General features: G+C 42.5%; 11 protein-coding genes and 2 pseudogenes. 2 read left to right on the top strand and 11 right to left on the bottom strand.

Annotated features, from left to right (window positions below; genetic code table 11):
* Window positions 1–208 precede the first annotated feature (208 nt).
* From meaB to C509_RS0118870, 3 genes are read right to left on the bottom strand one after another with little or no spacing between them, the layout of a single operon-like run.
* Window positions 209–1,252: a methylmalonyl Co-A mutase-associated GTPase MeaB gene (meaB, locus tag C509_RS0118860; RefSeq protein WP_425423170.1), complete on the bottom strand. Its 1,044-nt coding sequence runs from the start codon at window positions 1,250–1,252 to the stop codon at window positions 209–211.
* On the bottom strand, window positions 1,224–3,392 hold the full coding sequence (scpA, locus tag C509_RS0118865; RefSeq protein ID WP_018708491.1) for a methylmalonyl-CoA mutase: 2,169 nt from the start codon (window positions 3,390–3,392) through the stop codon (window positions 1,224–1,226). The genes meaB and scpA overlap by 29 nt, the downstream gene beginning before the upstream one ends.
* Window positions 3,385–5,247, bottom strand: coding sequence for a methylmalonyl-CoA mutase family protein (locus tag C509_RS0118870; RefSeq protein WP_018708492.1), 1,863 nt, complete (start codon window positions 5,245–5,247; stop codon window positions 3,385–3,387). The genes scpA and C509_RS0118870 overlap by 8 nt, the downstream gene beginning before the upstream one ends.
* 293 nt (window positions 5,248–5,540) lie before the next feature.
* Between C509_RS0118870 and C509_RS0118875 the strand changes: the two genes are divergently transcribed.
* On the top strand, window positions 5,541–6,215 hold the full coding sequence (locus C509_RS0118875) for a FadR/GntR family transcriptional regulator (RefSeq protein ID WP_018708493.1): 675 nt from the start codon (window positions 5,541–5,543) through the stop codon (window positions 6,213–6,215).
* A gap of 82 nt (window positions 6,216–6,297) precedes the next feature.
* Entirely contained in the window at window positions 6,298–7,521 is a 1,224-nt protein-coding gene (locus C509_RS24295; protein WP_033370375.1) for a CynX/NimT family MFS transporter, read from the top strand.
* Window positions 7,522–7,885: 364 nt separating this feature from the next.
* Here C509_RS24295 and pdxR read toward each other — a convergent pair whose 3' ends face one another.
* The 8 genes and pseudogenes from pdxR to C509_RS0118915 form a co-directional block, all read right to left on the bottom strand.
* A complete protein-coding gene (gene pdxR, locus C509_RS0118885; protein ID WP_018708495.1) occupies window positions 7,886–9,292 on the bottom strand; it encodes a MocR-like pyridoxine biosynthesis transcription factor PdxR in 1,407 nt (468 codons plus the stop codon).
* Between the two features lies 1 nt (window position 9,293).
* A complete protein-coding gene (locus C509_RS0118890) occupies window positions 9,294–10,517 on the bottom strand; it encodes an MFS transporter (protein ID WP_018708496.1) in 1,224 nt (407 codons plus the stop codon).
* Window positions 10,518–10,766: 249 nt separating this feature from the next.
* A pseudogene (locus C509_RS0118895) lies at window positions 10,767–11,699 on the bottom strand (dihydrolipoamide acetyltransferase family protein); the annotation flags it as partial.
* Between the two features lie 165 nt (window positions 11,700–11,864).
* Window positions 11,865–12,014 (bottom strand): annotated as a pseudogene (locus tag C509_RS27570) (biotin/lipoyl-containing protein); the annotation flags it as partial.
* Window positions 12,015–12,076: 62 nt separating this feature from the next.
* A complete protein-coding gene (locus C509_RS0118900) occupies window positions 12,077–13,060 on the bottom strand; it encodes an alpha-ketoacid dehydrogenase subunit beta (RefSeq protein WP_018708498.1) in 984 nt (327 codons plus the stop codon).
* A gap of 14 nt (window positions 13,061–13,074) precedes the next feature.
* Entirely contained in the window at window positions 13,075–14,073 is a 999-nt protein-coding gene (locus C509_RS0118905; protein WP_018708499.1) for a thiamine pyrophosphate-dependent dehydrogenase E1 component subunit alpha, read from the bottom strand.
* Window positions 14,074–14,113: 40 nt separating this feature from the next.
* Window positions 14,114–15,538, bottom strand: a complete 1,425-nt coding sequence (lpdA, locus tag C509_RS0118910; protein ID WP_018708500.1) for a dihydrolipoyl dehydrogenase — start codon at window positions 15,536–15,538, stop codon at window positions 14,114–14,116.
* 103 nt (window positions 15,539–15,641) lie between these two features.
* On the bottom strand, window positions 15,642–16,718 hold the full coding sequence (locus C509_RS0118915) for a Leu/Phe/Val dehydrogenase (protein ID WP_425423171.1): 1,077 nt from the start codon (window positions 16,716–16,718) through the stop codon (window positions 15,642–15,644).
* Window positions 16,719–16,795: the final 77 nt, after the last annotated feature.

Genomic DNA, 16,795 nt, shown 5'->3' on the forward strand with positions numbered 1-16,795 from the left:
CCCCTTTCAAATACATTCTTAATTTTACTAATGCTATCATAACAATTTGGCGGTCGTTTTATCAAATATCGGAATTTCATCAAAAGTTTTGGTTTAACTGTAAAAAATTCGGGTATGATAAAATTACATCTAGATCCATACCCCTAAACTCCCTAGATGTTTTGGATAGCCTATGGGCTGTCCCTTTTTATTGGCAAAAACCTTTAACTTATTTTCCATAAAAAGCATCAAACAAAAGGCGACTTGCTTTAGCAACTGGCATTTCCTCATTCATTACTTTCTTTTCAATCCCTGGAACAAGTTTTTCTACCTTTTCATTTCCAAAAAAGGCGCTTTCCAACTGTTCTTTGACTTGAGCGTAAAGCCACTCCTTCGCCTGCATTTTACGTTTTTCCAGCAACAGCCCCGAATCTTTGGTCATCTTCATATATCGCTGAATCATTTCCCAAACTTGATCGATCCCTTCTTCATAAAGAGCGGAACAAGTGAGTGCCGGGGTTGTCCAGCCTTTAGTCGTCGGCTGCAAAAAATGCAGGATCTGTTTATATTCCTTCTGTGTTTTTTTAGCCAGCTCCAGATTCCCGCCGTCAGCCTTGTTTATAATAACAGCATCCGCCAGCTCCATGACGCCCTTTTTCATGCCTTGCAATTCATCACCTGCGCCCGTTAAGACAAGCAACATAAAAAAGTCAACCATGCTCTTGACCACCACTTCACTTTGACCGACACCAACCGTTTCAATCAATAAAATATCGTAGCCGGCTGCTTCACACGCAATAATCGTTTCCCGTGTTTTTCTGTGGACTCCCCCAAGTGTTCCTCCGGAAGGTGAAGGCCTGATAAAAGCATTCGGATGATTCGCAAGACGCTCCATCCGAGTTTTATCCCCCAAGATGCTTCCTCCATGCAGCGTTGAACTGGGGTCCACAGCAAGAACAGCTACACGATGTCCTTTATGGCATAATAAAAGGCCAAATGATTCGATGAAAGTGCTTTTTCCGGCTCCCGGAACTCCGGTTATACCAATCCGGATTGAATCACCGGAGTATGGAAGCAGGCGCTGCAGCATTTCCTCTGACGGCTTTTGATGGCGGGAGGCATTGCTTTCAATCAGCGTAATAGCTCTGGAAAGCATGGTACGGTCACCGGAAAGCAGTCCTTCAATTATGGCATCAACACTTGTTTCTGTCGATTTTTGCCTAATAAATTTCTTTCGTACCTCTTCAGTCATCGGGTTCATCCACTTCCTCATATCCGAGCCTGTCATATATTTCTTCAATCACTTTTTGGGCCGCGACAGGAATGACAGTGCCTGGTCCGAAAATAGCGGCAGCCCCGTTCTCTTTAAGGAAATCATAGTCCTGCGGAGGAATGACACCGCCAATCACCACAATGATATCTTCTCTCCCGATTTTCACCAATTCCTCGATCAGTTTAGGCAGCAATGTGCGATGGCCGGCAGCCAGAGAGCTAACCCCGATAACATGGACATCATTTTCAGCTGCTTGTCTTGCCGTTTCTTCAGGCGTTTGGAACAATGGGCCAATATCAACATCGAATCCCAGGTCAGCAAATGCGGTTGCAATGACTTTAGCTCCGCGATCATGGCCATCCTGGCCCATTTTGGCAATTAAAATCCTTGGCCTCCGCCCCTCGTTTTCCATGAATTCGTCAGTCATTTCTTTGATCAGGGTAATTTCCTCCTCGTTGGAGAAATGGGAGCCGTATACGCCGCTGATTGACCTGATTATTGCTTTGTGCCTTCCACATGCTTTTTCAATGGCTGAAGAAATTTCACCCAGGGTCGCCCTTTCCCTTGCAGCGTCAACAGCAAGCTCCAAAAGGTTTGCTGAGCGGCTCGCTGCACCTTCGGAAAGCTTTTTCAAAGCTGCCTGGACCTTGTCTTCGGAACGCTGTGCTTTCAGCTGCTTGATACGCTCCAACTGCTTCTCCCTTACAGCTGTATTGTCTATATTTAAAATCTCAATTTCCTCTTCCTGCTCCAAACGGAATCGGTTCACTCCAATGATTGTCTCTTTATTGGAATCAATCAAAGCCTGTCGTCTGGCAGCAGCTTCTTCAATCCGCATTTTCGGAAGACCGGTTTCAATCGCTTTCGTCATTCCGCCCAGTTCCTCGATTTCTTCGATATGGTTCCAAGCCCTTTTCATCAATTCATCAGTCAATGTTTCAACATAATACGAACCGCCCCAAGGATCAATGACGTTCGTCAACCCCGTTTCCTCTTGCAAAAACAGCTGGGTATTCCGTGCGATTCGGGCTGAAAAGTCTGTCGGAAGAGCAATCGCTTCATCAAGTGCATTCGTATGAAGGGATTGTGTATGTCCCGTGGCAGCAGCATGGGCCTCAATCAATGTCCGGACCACATTATTATAAGGGTCCTGTTCCGTCAAACTCCATCCGGATGTTTGGCTATGTGTGCGCAGGGCCAGCGACTTGGTCTTCTTAGGTTCAAACGGACTCATCAGTTTCGCCCACATCATTCTTGCCGCCCGAAGCTTCGCCACTTCCATGAAGTAATTCATTCCAATCCCCCAGAAAAATGAAAGGCGCGGGGCAAAAGAATCTATGTCAAGACCGGCTTTCAAACCTGTTCTGACATACTCAAGCCCGTCCGCTAGAGTATAGGCCAACTCTATATCCGCCGGTGCACCTGCCTCCTGCATATGGTAACCGGAAATCGAGATGCTGTTGAACTTCGGCATATGTTTGGAAGTATATTGAAAAATATCCCCAATGATTCTCATAGACATTTCAGGCGGATAAATATACGTATTTCTTACCATATATTCTTTTAAAATATCATTTTGAATCGTACCGGAAAGCTGCTCTTTTTTGACACCCTGCTCTTCAGCAGTCACGATGAAAAAAGCCAGCACCGGAATGACGGCTCCGTTCATCGTCATCGATACGGACATTTGATCAAGCGGGATTCCGTCAAATAATATTTTCATATCAAGGAGGGAATCGATAGCCACTCCTGCTTTGCCGACATCTCCTTCCACTCGCGGATGATCTGAATCATAGCCGCGGTGAGTAGCCAAATCAAACGCGACCGACAGACCTTTTTGCCCCATGGCCAAATTTCGGCGGTAAAAAGCATTGCTTTCCTCGGCGGTTGAAAATCCTGCATATTGCCGGATCGTCCATGGACGGTTGACATACATCGTCGGATATGGCCCCCGTGTAAAAGGGGGAAGCCCTGGCATCGTGTCCGTATACTCTACATGTTCTAGATCTTTTCTTGTATATAAATCTTTTATTTCGATTTGTTCATTCGTTGTAAAACTGGTGTTTTTTAGTGCCCTCTGATTTTGGGGAATCACCGTAAACCGGGGTACGATCGATTGGAAGTCTGGCTTTTCATCCATTTCTTTCTGCCTCCCATCGGTTTAACATTCCATGTAGCTTTTCAACTATATTTTGTCCCGTGTAAAATGTGCCATCCATTTGGAGTGACTCCAGTTCTTCTTCTGTAAATTTTCCGGCAATATCCAAATGAATACCGGGCATCCTTTCTTTTGCCCACCTCCCGATTTCTGCGGCGAATTCATTATAGAGAGAATCCGGACCGCATAAACAAAAGGTCGTTTCAGTTGATTCCTCAATGTATCGCTTAATGTCAGATAAGTCCTGAAGCTCTTCACTCCAGACAGCTTGTATTCCTGCGGAAGACAAAACCCCCGAAACAAAGTCAGCATATGGTTTATATGCCTTCAATTCCCCAAGACAGATGATACCCACAGATGGGGCCTCGCCTCTTAAAGACAATTTGTGCGATCTTTGCCGCAGTTTCTCAAACGTGGCTGCAAGCCTTATACTTGGCAGCGGCTCGACCTTCAACTTTCCCTTACCCGCCGGAAAAGATGGGTAGCCTTCCACCGGATAGCGCACCTGCTCACCAGCCAATGCATAGACATTTACGCCAACTGCCCTACTCTTTCTATTCTCCATATCTTTCAATCTATCAGTAGCAACCTGATGAATCCTCTCTTGCAACCATCCTTCTTCCAAGACTTCAATTATGCCGCCTTTTTTGTCAATTTCCTTGAAAAATTCCCACCCTTTATTGACTAAATGTGATGTTAACGTCTCAATATAATAGGAGCCTCCTGCCGGGTCGACAACCTGATCCAAAAGGGCTTCTTCCTTTAATAACAGCTGAGTATTTCTGGCAATTCTTCTTGAAAAATTATCCGGATTTCCTGACAATTCATCAAATGGTGCCACATGAAGATAGTTGACACCGCCGAGTATTCCAGCAAGTGCTTCATTACCTGCACGGAGAATATTTACAAAGGGATCCAGGACAGACTTTGTGAGGTTGGCTGTTTCTGCGCTAATCGGAACAGACTGTTCGCCTTCCGGTATTCCATAAACATCAGCAATTGTTTTCCAAAGCACCCTGAAAGCCCTGAATTTCGACAACTCCATAAAAAAATCAGCTCCAATGGCAAATCGGAAAATCAACTTGCTAGCGGTTTCCGCCGGAGACCACCCTGATTTTTTCATCCGTTCAATATACAATACGGCCAATGATAAAGAAATTCCAAGCTCTTGTACTGCGTGAGCTCCTGCTTCTTTATAAGACGATGTATCAATCAAAATAGTATGTAAAGATGGAAATTGCCGGTCTAGCTCCTTTATCTGAGAAATCCAATGTTCCATTTGGCTGCTTCCAGGATTATGGATATAGCCTTTATTAAGCTCTCCTGTTATAAAATCCGCTGCAACCGCTCCATTGAGATCAATATTTACATTAAGCAGCTTTTCAGCGATGATGTCAAAACGACTGCCAGCAAAAATAAGCAGCGGGATTTGGTCCAGCGGAATGATATTGTTTAATTCTTCGAAATTTACATGATCAACCTCATCGAGGTGTAGAGGGTCGAAAGCCACCGCCTCCTGTCCTCTTTCCAAAGACAGTTTTAATTGGCGCGTTAATTCTTTCCAATCCTCCATTTTCTGCTCTTGCGCGATACACCAGCCGCGTTTGTTGTTCGAATCATCAAAACCACGTAAATAAGATCCCTCACCCGGATATTGATCTAACCGGTCATAATTGATTTGCTGCTTCGTATAAAGAGGGGCTATTTTAATATTTTCGTACGTATCTGTATACAAACCCTTCAAATCATCGTTCTTCGTCGATTTAAGCGCTGCATTTTTCCAGTCATTTACAGTTGCTTGTTTGAAGGTTGCTTGTTTTGCCTGATCAATGAACATGACATACACCCTTCCTTTTCATGTAAACGATTTCAATATTATCTATCTCTATTTTATTATAGTTGAGGAACTCAGACAACCGGTCAAACCAATCCAACTGGAGAGGGACCTTTCCCCTGTTGGAATTAAAAATTTTTCTGCTGCGTAATCCGTGCACTGCTGACACTATCTCATTTCGTTCATATCAAGTGATCGAACTCTCTTTTTATAAGAAGTTATTAGATTTAACAATTGCTTGATTGAATGTTAATATATCCTATATACCAATCATCCTACAAATTGGAGTGTAAAAGATGCTTAAAAAGACGAACCGTTTATCCTTGGTAGATCAGGTCATTTCTCAAATGGAGCAATTGATTGAAAATGGGCATTGGCCAGTTGGGCATAGGCTGCCCCCTGAAATGGTGCTAATGGAGGAATTTGATGTAAGCCGAAATACACTCAGAGAGGCAATTCAAGCTTTGGTACATGCCGGTTTATTGGAATCCAAGCAAGGTAGCGGGACGGTGGTACGCTCGACCAGTGTACTGGAGGCCGCCATTCTGCGCCATGTCGAAAAGACTGGCCTGATGGAAACTTTGGAAGTCCGGTTGGCATTGGAAAAAGAGGCAGCACAACTGGCCGCCAAACGAAGAACGGAAGAAGATATTGACAAGCTTCAGGCTGCTATTGCCAAATGCCGAGATGCTGCCGAAAGAAGGCAGTTGGAAGATTTCATTACGGCAGATATCGAATTTCATAAAACAATCGTTCAGGCCTCTAAAAATCAGTTGTTGCAAGATTTATATGAACATATGACAAAGCCATTATATTCCTCGATCAAAGATTTAATGGCAATGGATACTCAGTTTTGTTATGACAAAGAAATACATAATGAACTGTTTAAAGCCATACGTGATCAGGATGTTGAAGCAGCGGTAAATGATGTTAATGAATATATTGCACAATTTAAAAAAAGATTGACATAAGTAATCGCTATAATAAACCACAGATTTTTTGAAAATTATAGGAGGCGGCATTTTGAATAAAAAAGGACCAACCCTGGAGCAAATGCCAGGACATGAAGTCAATTGGTTGTTATTCATAGGAATCATTTTTATCGGATCTAATTTAAGGGCGCCGCTCACTTCGGTCGGTTCACTTATTCCATTTATACGTGATGATTTGGAAATCAGCAATGCATTAGCCGGGACAATTACAACGTTACCTCTTCTGGCATTCGCTTTTCTTTCTCCTTTTGCTCCAAAGATAGCTGATCGATTGGGAATGGAACGGGCGATTCTTGTATCATTAATTCTGCTGACTGTTGGATTAATTGTCCGATCCACTTTTGGTGCGGGATTTCTTTTTGCCGGCACCATCATGATTGGTTTGGCGATCGCTGTGGGAAACGTATTATTGCCCGGATATATTAAAATGAATTTTCCTTTTAAAATTGGAGTTATGACGGGTATATATGCTGTTTTTATGAATGTTTTTGGAGCCTTGGGTTCCGGCTTGAGTGTGCCGATCTCGACAATTCGGGGAGTAGGCTGGAAAGGATCCCTAGCAGTATGGGCTATCCTTTCTGCCATCGCCATATTTTTCTGGCTGCCACAATTGCGAAAGCGGAATAAAATTGCCGTTTCGGCAACACCAACCAAAAAAGGGAGATCCGTTTGGCGCTCTCCTCTGGCTTGGAGCATCACCTTGTTTATGGGATTGCAGTCATTGATGTTTTATACTTTAATTACTTGGCTTCCAGACATTTTGAAATCTCATGGTTTCAGTTCGAATGGAGCCGGATGGATGCTTTTCCTCATGCAGTTTGCGTTGATTCCCATCACATTTGTAATCCCGGTGATCGCAGATAAAATGAAAAATCAAAAACTGTTGGCCGGGGTCACAGCCATCTTATTTTTTACAGGTATCTTTGCCTTAATGATTGGAGCAAAGCCATTATTATATATATCTGTTATATTGATCGGAATTGCCGGCGGCAGTGCCTTCAGTCTGTCCATGATGTTTTTCAGCCTTCGGACAGTCGACGGACAACAAGCAACAGAACTGTCCGGTATGGCGCAATCACTCGGATATCTGTTAGCTGCTACAGGACCTGTATTATTTGGAGCCTTATATGATTTGAGCGGAGAATGGCAGACCTCACTGATTATGCTAATGATCCTATCGGGAGTGATCTTTATTGCTGGATTTGAATCAGGGAAGGATAGAGTGATTATTGACCATTCCGCTCAAAGTGTCACCCTATCAGAATCACGTGCGGATAACAATTAAGCGTTGAAACGAGTAGTGCATGCCGAACACATGACTAAATATTATTTTAGGAGCTTTTTAGATAACCCCTTTATTTTGATTTATCGAAATTGATATTTTGCATATAGTCGGCGGCTTTTTGAGCTTCTGCAACGAAAACGGGTAAGCTGACAATCTCTATGTGACAAAACTACGAAAGTGCAGCACATCTCCTGTTTAGCATTTTAACAGGAGAATGTGTGTTTTTAACTTCACCTATCTCTATCCGTAAAAATCTTACCGTATGCTAGTAAGTAGATTTGGTTGCGAGGTAAAGAGTGTAGTAGACCATTTTCTGAACTTACGAGTTAAAATCATAGATTTGGATCCGAATCTACCGATCTTATTAATTGAACCAAGTGTTGTAAAGAGCCGATATACCCTTTTCGATATTATCAATCGACATTCCTCCAAAACCAATTAAAAAGACAGGATGTTTAAATGGGTTGTTTTCTTTTCTGTACCAATAATCACTTATGCTATATAGATGAATGCTCGCATCCCTTGCCATTTGAAGTAAAACTTCCTCACTTTCATTTGTGATTACCTGCATCACAATATGTAGACCTGTTTGGCCTTTTAGAACAATCGCTTTTTCTTTGAAACACTTTTTAATCGCTTTTAAGGTAACCTTATATTTTTTCTTATATATTTCTTTCATTCGGAATCGATGTTGCTCCCAGTGCCCATCCCTCATGAATAGTTCAAGTGTTTTTTGTTCTACTCTTGATGTCGTTTGCTGTAATTCAAAACTATGAAGGTATTTTGCAAGTAAATGCTTTGGCAAAACAATATAACCTATATTTATGGCTGGTAGTAAGGTACCATGGAAGGTGCCCATATAAATGACCCGCTCGTTTTGATCAAGATTTTGCAAAGAAGGAATTAACTCACTTGAATGCCGATACTCTGACAAATAGTCGTCTTCAATGATATAAGCATTGTTCTTTACAGCCCAATTAAGTAAATGAATCCGCTTTTGAATCTTCATAATGCTCCCAAACGGGAACTGAAAAGAAGGAGAAGTGAATACAAGATTTGCTCCTGAATTTTCCAAATCCCCTGCGTTTATACCATCATCTTCAATGGCAGTGGGTGCAATGTTGCATCCAAAGCTTTCAAAGATATTGGTGGCGTGAGAATATCCTGGCTCGCCAACTGCAACCGTCTTTCCGCGAAGGCCAATAAGATTGCTAACCATCCATAGTAATATTTGCGAATGTGACCCAATAATAATTTGCTCCTCAGAACAACGAACCCCTCTTGAATTTCTGACATATGATGCAATTTCCCTTCTTAATCCAAGCTCACCTTGAGAATCTCCTGTATTAAAAATATGATTCGTTCCATAACTCAACACTTCATTTGTTAGTCTTCTCCACGTTGCAATCGGAAAATTTTCTATATCAACGTGGTCCAAATTGAAGGCATATTTATATGTTGTCTCAGTTTTTTTTTCGTCATGGTCAACTCCATTGCTTTCATGTTTATTAAAAAATCCTATATCGATCTCTTTGACGTAATGTCCGCTTCGTGGCTTGCTTTCAATTAACCCCTCTATAATAAGCTGGTCATACGCTGTTTCAAGTGTGGCCTTATTGACCTGCAATTGCTCTGACATTTTTCTAATAGAAGGCAGTGACGTATTCGCTTGAATGTGCCCTTCCATAATTTCTTTTTTAATGCCTTTGTAAATTTGGACGTATAAAGGCTCTGTGGAATTACGATTTATAGTTATTAATAACTCGTTCATGTCATTCTCCTACTCTCTCATTTCGAATACTGAACATAAAAAATAGCGAAAGGCTGCATATGAGTAATATCGAAATAGCCATGATTACAAAACTATAATTAATTCCCGTCCAATCAATCATAAATGCTGCCAAAAAGCTAGCTCCCGCTTCTCCAATAAAAGCGATCGTTGATAATGCACTGAACACTTTTCCCAGCTGTTCTTCAGGTGTATATTTTTGAATCATTAACACCATGGGGAGGTCTATAAAGGATTCCGCCACTCCAGTGAATAATGCGATAAGTGCTGCAATCAAAATGGTTGGTGAAAGTCCAACACCCATTAAACCAAATCCCCATAGGATGCAACCAATCATGATAAATTGCGGATAATTCGATTTTATTTCCATTTTTCCTAATAGAATAGCTCCAATTGCATTTCCCGCCGCAAAAAGCGTCAGAATTAATGAAAATCCTTTTGCCCCCATTTGCCACTGTTGGTCGGAAATAATAGGGAGTCCAAGACGTTCCATACCCGTAAAAAACAGCAATACCACGCCAAATGAGACAATAGATAGAAACATTATTCTTTTTGTCTGTAATAATGTAAACATCCCTTGCAATTCCTTTAAAACACGAATTTTATTAGAGTTTTTCTCCCACTCTACTTTCAAAGATATCACAAACACGAGTGGGAAAAGAGAAAAAATGCAAATGAAAAAGAATATCGATTCCATTGAAAAAGTTGCTAGTAAAATACCCCCAATAACAGGGGCTAGCGACCTTGATAACTGAAGAATTAATTGAAAAATAGAATTCCCTTTTGGCCATAACGTCTCTGGTAATGTGATTGATACAAGACTTCTAATCGCAGGGCTGTAAAAACAGCGAAACGTAACGATTAGAAACGATGCAATTGCTATATACCAAATTGATTCAATATGAAGCATAAAAGAAACAAAGATAGAAAGCGTGATGATCCCCGTTCCGATTTGATTCCAAATGATGATTTTTTTCTTGTTCCAAATATCCGCATACACACCCCCAATAAGACCAAACAATAAATACGGAACCGCACTACTTTGAACGACAATAGCAGCTTGTAAAGTCGAATCTGACATTTTATATGCAAGCCAATAAAGTACAACTTGAAATATAACGAAACCAAATCCCGACAACATGTTTAGAACCAACACAAATATATAATGATTATATTTAAGCAGTTCTTTATAGCTAGTAGTCTTCATCTAAACCTCCCTCTCTTCATATCCACTTTAAAGAAAGTTGAACAAAGAGAATCGGTTCACTTTATAATTTATTTACCGGGTCAGATTTCAATGTTTACTTGAAATTTTTTTGATTCTCCCATTAATATTTTTCTGCATGTTGTTAATCTAAATTACTTTGGAATAAAAAATGGTTCCAACCATAAGTTTTGATGGTTGGAACCATTTTTTATTATTTTTGGCTAGTTATGTCCCAGCCTCTTTTGCTGATTAATAGACAGATGTATTTTCTCTTGATATATTTTCCAGAATTTCTTTTACCCTTTTTAAGAAGTTACCGCACACAAGACCATCAAGTACACGGTGATCCATTGACAGACAGAGGTTAACCATATCACGAGCGGCAATCCCCCCGTTTTTCAATATCACCGGCCGTTTGACAATTGATTCAATCTGTAAAATAGCGGCCTGTGGATGGTTAATGATTCCCATTGATTGTATTGAACCGAAAGAGCCAGTGTTATTGACAGTAAAAGTTCCACCCTGGATATCATCAGTTCTTAACCTGCCGTTCCTCGCCTTATTTGCCAGTCCGGCTATTTCCTTAGCGATACCTTTAATGGATTGCTCATCCGCGTTTTTGATCACAGGAACATACAGTACATCTTCACTTGCTACTGCGATAGACAGATTGATATCTTTCTTCTGAACGATTTTGTCTCCAGCCCATACGGAATTGATCATCGGGTATTCCCTTAAAGCTTGAGCCACCGCTTTGACAAAGAAAGCGAAATAAGTCAGGTTAAAGCCCTCTTTTAACTTGAATTCATCTTTAATTGAGTTGCGGAATTGGACAAGCCCTGTTACATCAACCTCCACCATCATCCATGCATGCGGAATTTCTTGTTTGCTCCGGACCATGTTGGCGGCAATCGTTCTACGGATGTTTGTGATTGGTATTTCAGTATCCCCCGGAAGGACTGGAATTTGCACAGGTTGATAAGCAATACCATGGTTCGCAGAAACAACTTTTTGCTTTGCCGATCCACTTGTTTCATCCTTTGTAGGTATCTCTCCTGCATTAATGAGCTTTTGTAAATCCTTCCTGGTAATGCGGCCTTCCAAGCCGGTCCCATCTACCTGATTCAGGTCGATGTCATATTCCTGCGCCATCCGGACAACCGCGGGTGAATACCGGGGTTTATTCCGACTTTTAATGCTCTCGGTTTCTTGACCAGTAATATCATGATTCTTCTCCAACGATGCAGCTTTCGGCAACTCCTCTGCTGGAACCACCTCTGCTGTGTCGATTGTGCATATGATTTCCCCAACTGCGAGTGTTTCGTTTTCCTGGGCAATGATTTCCTTAATTGTTCCAGAAAAGGAAGAAGGGATTTCAGCGTTGACTTTGTCAGTTAAGACTTCAGCAAGAGGGTCATATTTATTGACTTCATCTCCGGGTCCAACAAGCCATCTGCTGATTGTTCCTTCGGTAACACTTTCTCCGAGCTGGGGCATCGTTATATTTTTAACAGCCAAATAAAACAAGCCTCCTTTACGAGATAATCAATGGGGACAAGTTAAAATTCCGCAAGTTCCCTCATCGCCCTTTCAATTTTCTCCGGATTTATCATAAAGTACTTTTCCATAGTGGGTGCATACGGCATGGCCGGCACGTCGGGACCTGCAAGCCTCTTGACGGGAGCATCCAGGTCAAACAGGCACTCTTCCGCGATGATTGCTGCCACCTCGCCGATGATACTTCCTTCTTTATTATCTTCAGTGATTAGCAATACCTTCCCCGTTTTGGAAGCTGCTTCCATGATCGCTTCTTTATCAAGCGGATAAATTGTTCGTAAATCAAGTATATGCGTGCTAATACCGTCTTTGGCAAGCTTTTCTGCAGCTTGCAGGGCCATATGGACACATAATCCATACGTGATGACAGTAATGTCATCACCCTCCCGTTTAACATCGGCTTTTCCAATCGGCAAAACATAGTCCTCATCAGGAACTTCGCCTTTAATTAAACGATAGGCCCTTTTATGTTCAAAAAACAGTACGGGATCTTCATCCCGAATCGCCGCTTTCAATAAGCCCTTTACGTCATATGGTGTTGACGGCATCACTATTTTCAAACCTGGCTGATTGGCAAAAACGGCTTCGACTGACTGTGAATGATAAAGAGCACCATGGACTCCACCGCCATAAGGCGCCCTAATGACAATCGGGCATGCCCAATCATTATTTGAGCGGTAACGAATCCGAGCAGCTTCAGAAATGATCTGATTAACTGCAGGCATGATAAAGTCTGCAAACTGCATTTCAGCAACCGGCCTGTATCCATACATAGCCGCTCCAATTCCAACTCCTGCAATTGCTGATTCAGCCAAAGGTGTGTCGATGACTCTTTGATCACCAAACAATTCATGTAACCCTTGGGTCGCTTTGAATACACCGCCTTTTCTGCCTACATCTTCACCAAGGACAAAAACTTTTTCATCCCGCTCCATTTCTTCTCTAAGTGCTTCCGTAACTGCTTCAATATACGAAATGACTGCCATAAAAATCCCCCCTCTTACGCCTCTTCATGATACACATGCTTCAAGGCCTCTTCCGGCAATGCGTATGGTGCTTCCTCCGCATAATCCGTTGCCTCGTTCACTTGCCTCATGATTCGGTCATTTATCTCTTTTTCAAGTTCGTTATCCAATAGTCCATTTTCTTTCAGATAGGATTCGAACAAAATGATGGGGTCCTGGCTTTTTGCTTTCTCCATCTCATCCTGTGACCTATAAGTGCGGTCATCATCATCAGACGAATGGGGTGTCAGCCGATTGCAGACAGTTTCAATGAGCACAGGCCCTTCGCCATTCCGGCAGCGGGCTGCAGCTTCTTTTACTGTTTTATACACAATAAGCGGATCATTTCCATCTATAGTTATGCCTTGCATTCCGTAGCCTACAGCACGGTCGGATATTTTCTCGCAGGCAATTTGCTTTTCAATCGGAACGGAAATCGCATATTTATTATTCTCACACATAAAAATAACCGGAAGCCTGTGTACACCAGCAAAATTTGCTCCTTCATGAAAATCCCCTTGGTTTGAGGAACCTTCACCAAAGGTTACAAATGCTACTTGGTCGTTGCCTTCCATTCTTGCCGCTAATGCAATCCCCACTGCATGGGGGACCTGTGTAGTGACAGGAGAAGACCCGGTAACGATCCGATTTTTCTTTTTTCCGAAATGGCCAGGCATCTGCCTACCCCCGGAGTTCGGATCTTCTGCTTTTGCAAAGCCCGAAAGCATAATTTCTTTTGGTGTCATACCAAAAGCAAGGACAACTCCAAGGTCCCTGTAATAAGGCAGAACGTAATCTTTTTCACGATCAAGAGCAAATGCCGCCCCTACCTGTGCAGCTTCCTGCCCCTGACAGGAAATGACAAATGGGATCTTTCCAGACCGGTTCAAAAGCCACATCCGTTCATCAATCCTGCGGGCAAGCAGCATGGTCTCATATATGCCTAAAACTTCTTGATCGCTCAATCCAAGCTCTTTATGACGGTTTTTTGCCATTCTTTCTACCTCCCGATAGATTTATGTTTCATGTATTAATTCATATATGTATGGCGCGCCCGTCCACTGCAAGTGCCGCTTCGCCCATCACCTCGCCCAAGGAAGGGTGTGGGTGGACGGTATGTGAAATTTCCCACGGTGTGGCATCAAGGACGCGAGCAAGTCCCGCTTCCGAAATCAAGTCAGTCACATTCGGACCGATCATATGCACACCGAGAATATCATTAGTGTCCGCATCGGATACAATTTTCACAAATCCGTCGTCATCCCCGAATATCAGTGCCTTGCCGATGGCTTGGAATGGAAACTTTCCGGTCTTGACTTTGAAGCCTTTTTCTTTCGCTTGGTATTCCGTCAAACCTACACTTGCTATTTCAGGAGTGCTGTATATGCATTTTGGCACATGATCATAAATAATGGGGGATGGATCTTGTCCCGCAATATGCTCTACTGCCTTAACACCTTCATGGGAAGCGGCGTGAGCTAACTGCAGGCCCCCGATGACATCCCCTATCGCATATATATGCGATTCTTTTGTTTGGTAATATTCATTTACTTTGATAAACCCATTATCCAATTCAATATCTGTATTCTGAAGTCCAATATTATTGGAATTTGGATCCCTTCCGACAGCCACAAGAATTTTTTCTGCTGCAAACTCCTTGATCTGGCCATCCGCTACGGCCGAGATTTTTACCATGCCGTCTCCTTTCAAGCATGTTTCCGGCTGTACTTTCGCCTTTGTCACTACATTGATGTTTTTCTTTTTAAGAAGGCGCTCCAATTCCTTGGCTATCTCCTGATCTTCAGCAGCTAATAGTTGCTCTGCATATTCAAGGATTGTCACTTCCACACCGAAATCAGCAAGCATTGATGCCCACTCGATTCCGATTACCCCACCGCCAATGATAATCATTGAACTTGGAAGACGTTCCATCTCGAGAGCTTCATCGGATGTGATAATATACGTATCATCAATGTCAAGCCCTGGCAAGGATTTTGTCCGTGATCCCGTTGCAATAATAACGTTTTTGGGGACAAGCATTTCGTTTTCACTGCCATCGGACATTTCAACCGATACAGTACCTGGCAGCGGCGAAAAGATGGATGGTCCCAATATCCGGCCAAAACCATCATAGACATCTATTTTTCCTTTTTTTATCAATTGTTGGACACCTTTATAAAGCCGGTCAACGACACCCGCTTTTCTTTGCTGGACCTTATTAAAATTCAAGATCGCTTTTTCTGCCTCAATCCCGAATTCTTCACTTCGTTTTACTGTCCTGAACACTTCTGCGCTGCGGAGCAGTGCCTTGCTCGGTATACACCCTTTATGTAAACATGTTCCTCCGAGGGCTTCTTTTTCAACGATTGCCGTTTTTAAGCCTAGTTGTGAAGCCCGGATCGCAGCTACATATCCCCCGGTGCCTCCCCCAATAATTACTACATCATACTCATGAGCCATCTGAATGCCCCCCTTATTTCCAAAACCGAGTTAACCATGCATAGGGCTTAATGCTTGTTACTCCGCCTTTAACATAATTTTACAGCACCAATTTTAAACCTTTTTAAATTCTATTGTACAGAATATGCTTGTTATTAAGTAAAAATTGGCTTCTTGTTTTGCGCAATGTTTCTATTCGTTCCTCTGCCATCCTGTCCGCAGCCAAGTATGTGGGAATATTATCACGCTTGGATATGTTAATGACCTTTTCAACATTATTGTAGATTGTTTCGACCTTCTTAAGCGCACGTTCTTGGTTATAACCGTGGAGTTCATCGGCAACATTTATGACTCCGCCTGCATTTAAAACATAATCAGGTGCATAAACAATACCTTTTTCATAAATAATGTCCCCGTGTCGGGACTCCTTCAACTGATTATTTGCGGATCCGGCTATCACTTTCGCTTTCAGCTTAGGGATTGTTTGGTCATTGATTATAGCGCCAAGCGCACAAGGCGCAAAAATATCCGCCTCCGCCCCGTATATTTCTTTAGGATCTACCGCTTTGGCATTAAAGGCTTCTACAGCTCGTTTGACTGCCTCTTTATTTATATCGGTAACGATCAGTCTTGCACCCTCTTCATGCAAATGCCGGCAAAGCTCGAACGCAACATTACCTACGCCCTGTACTGCGACTGTTTTACCTTTAACTGAATCAGAGCCGAATGCTTCTTTTACTGCTGCCTTCATTCCTACAAAACATCCATAAGCAGTCACGGGAGAAGGGTTGCCGGAAGAACCGAAGGCAGAGGAGCCAGTAACAAAGTTTGTCTCCTCATATATAAGATCCATATCTTCAACGGTTGTCCCTACATCCTCCGCTGTTATGTACCGGCCGTTCAGCCCTTGAATAAACCGGCCGAATGCCCTGAACATCTCCTCGTTTTTATCTTTTTTTGGATCACCGATAATGACTGCTTTCCCGCCGCCAAGATTCAAACCCGCAGCCGCATTCTTATAAGTCATCCCTTTGGCAAGGCGCAAAGCGTCATTTATTGCCGCTTCTTCGCTGTCGTAGGTCCACATCCTTGTCCCTCCGAGAGCCGGTCCGAGTGTAGTATCATGTATGGCTATTATGGCTTTTAATCCTGACTGTTCATCCTGGCAAAACAATAATTGCTCGTAATCGTCCCGGACCATTGTTTCAAATATTTTCACAAGCTCACCCCGTTTTTGTGTTTTATTACAAACATGTATTCATAAGTGACCAGTTTTAT

The sequence above is a fragment of the Siminovitchia fordii DSM 16014 = CIP 108821 genome (assembly GCF_000374565.1).
Lineage (GTDB): Bacteria > Bacillota > Bacilli > Bacillales > Bacillaceae_C > Siminovitchia > Siminovitchia fordii.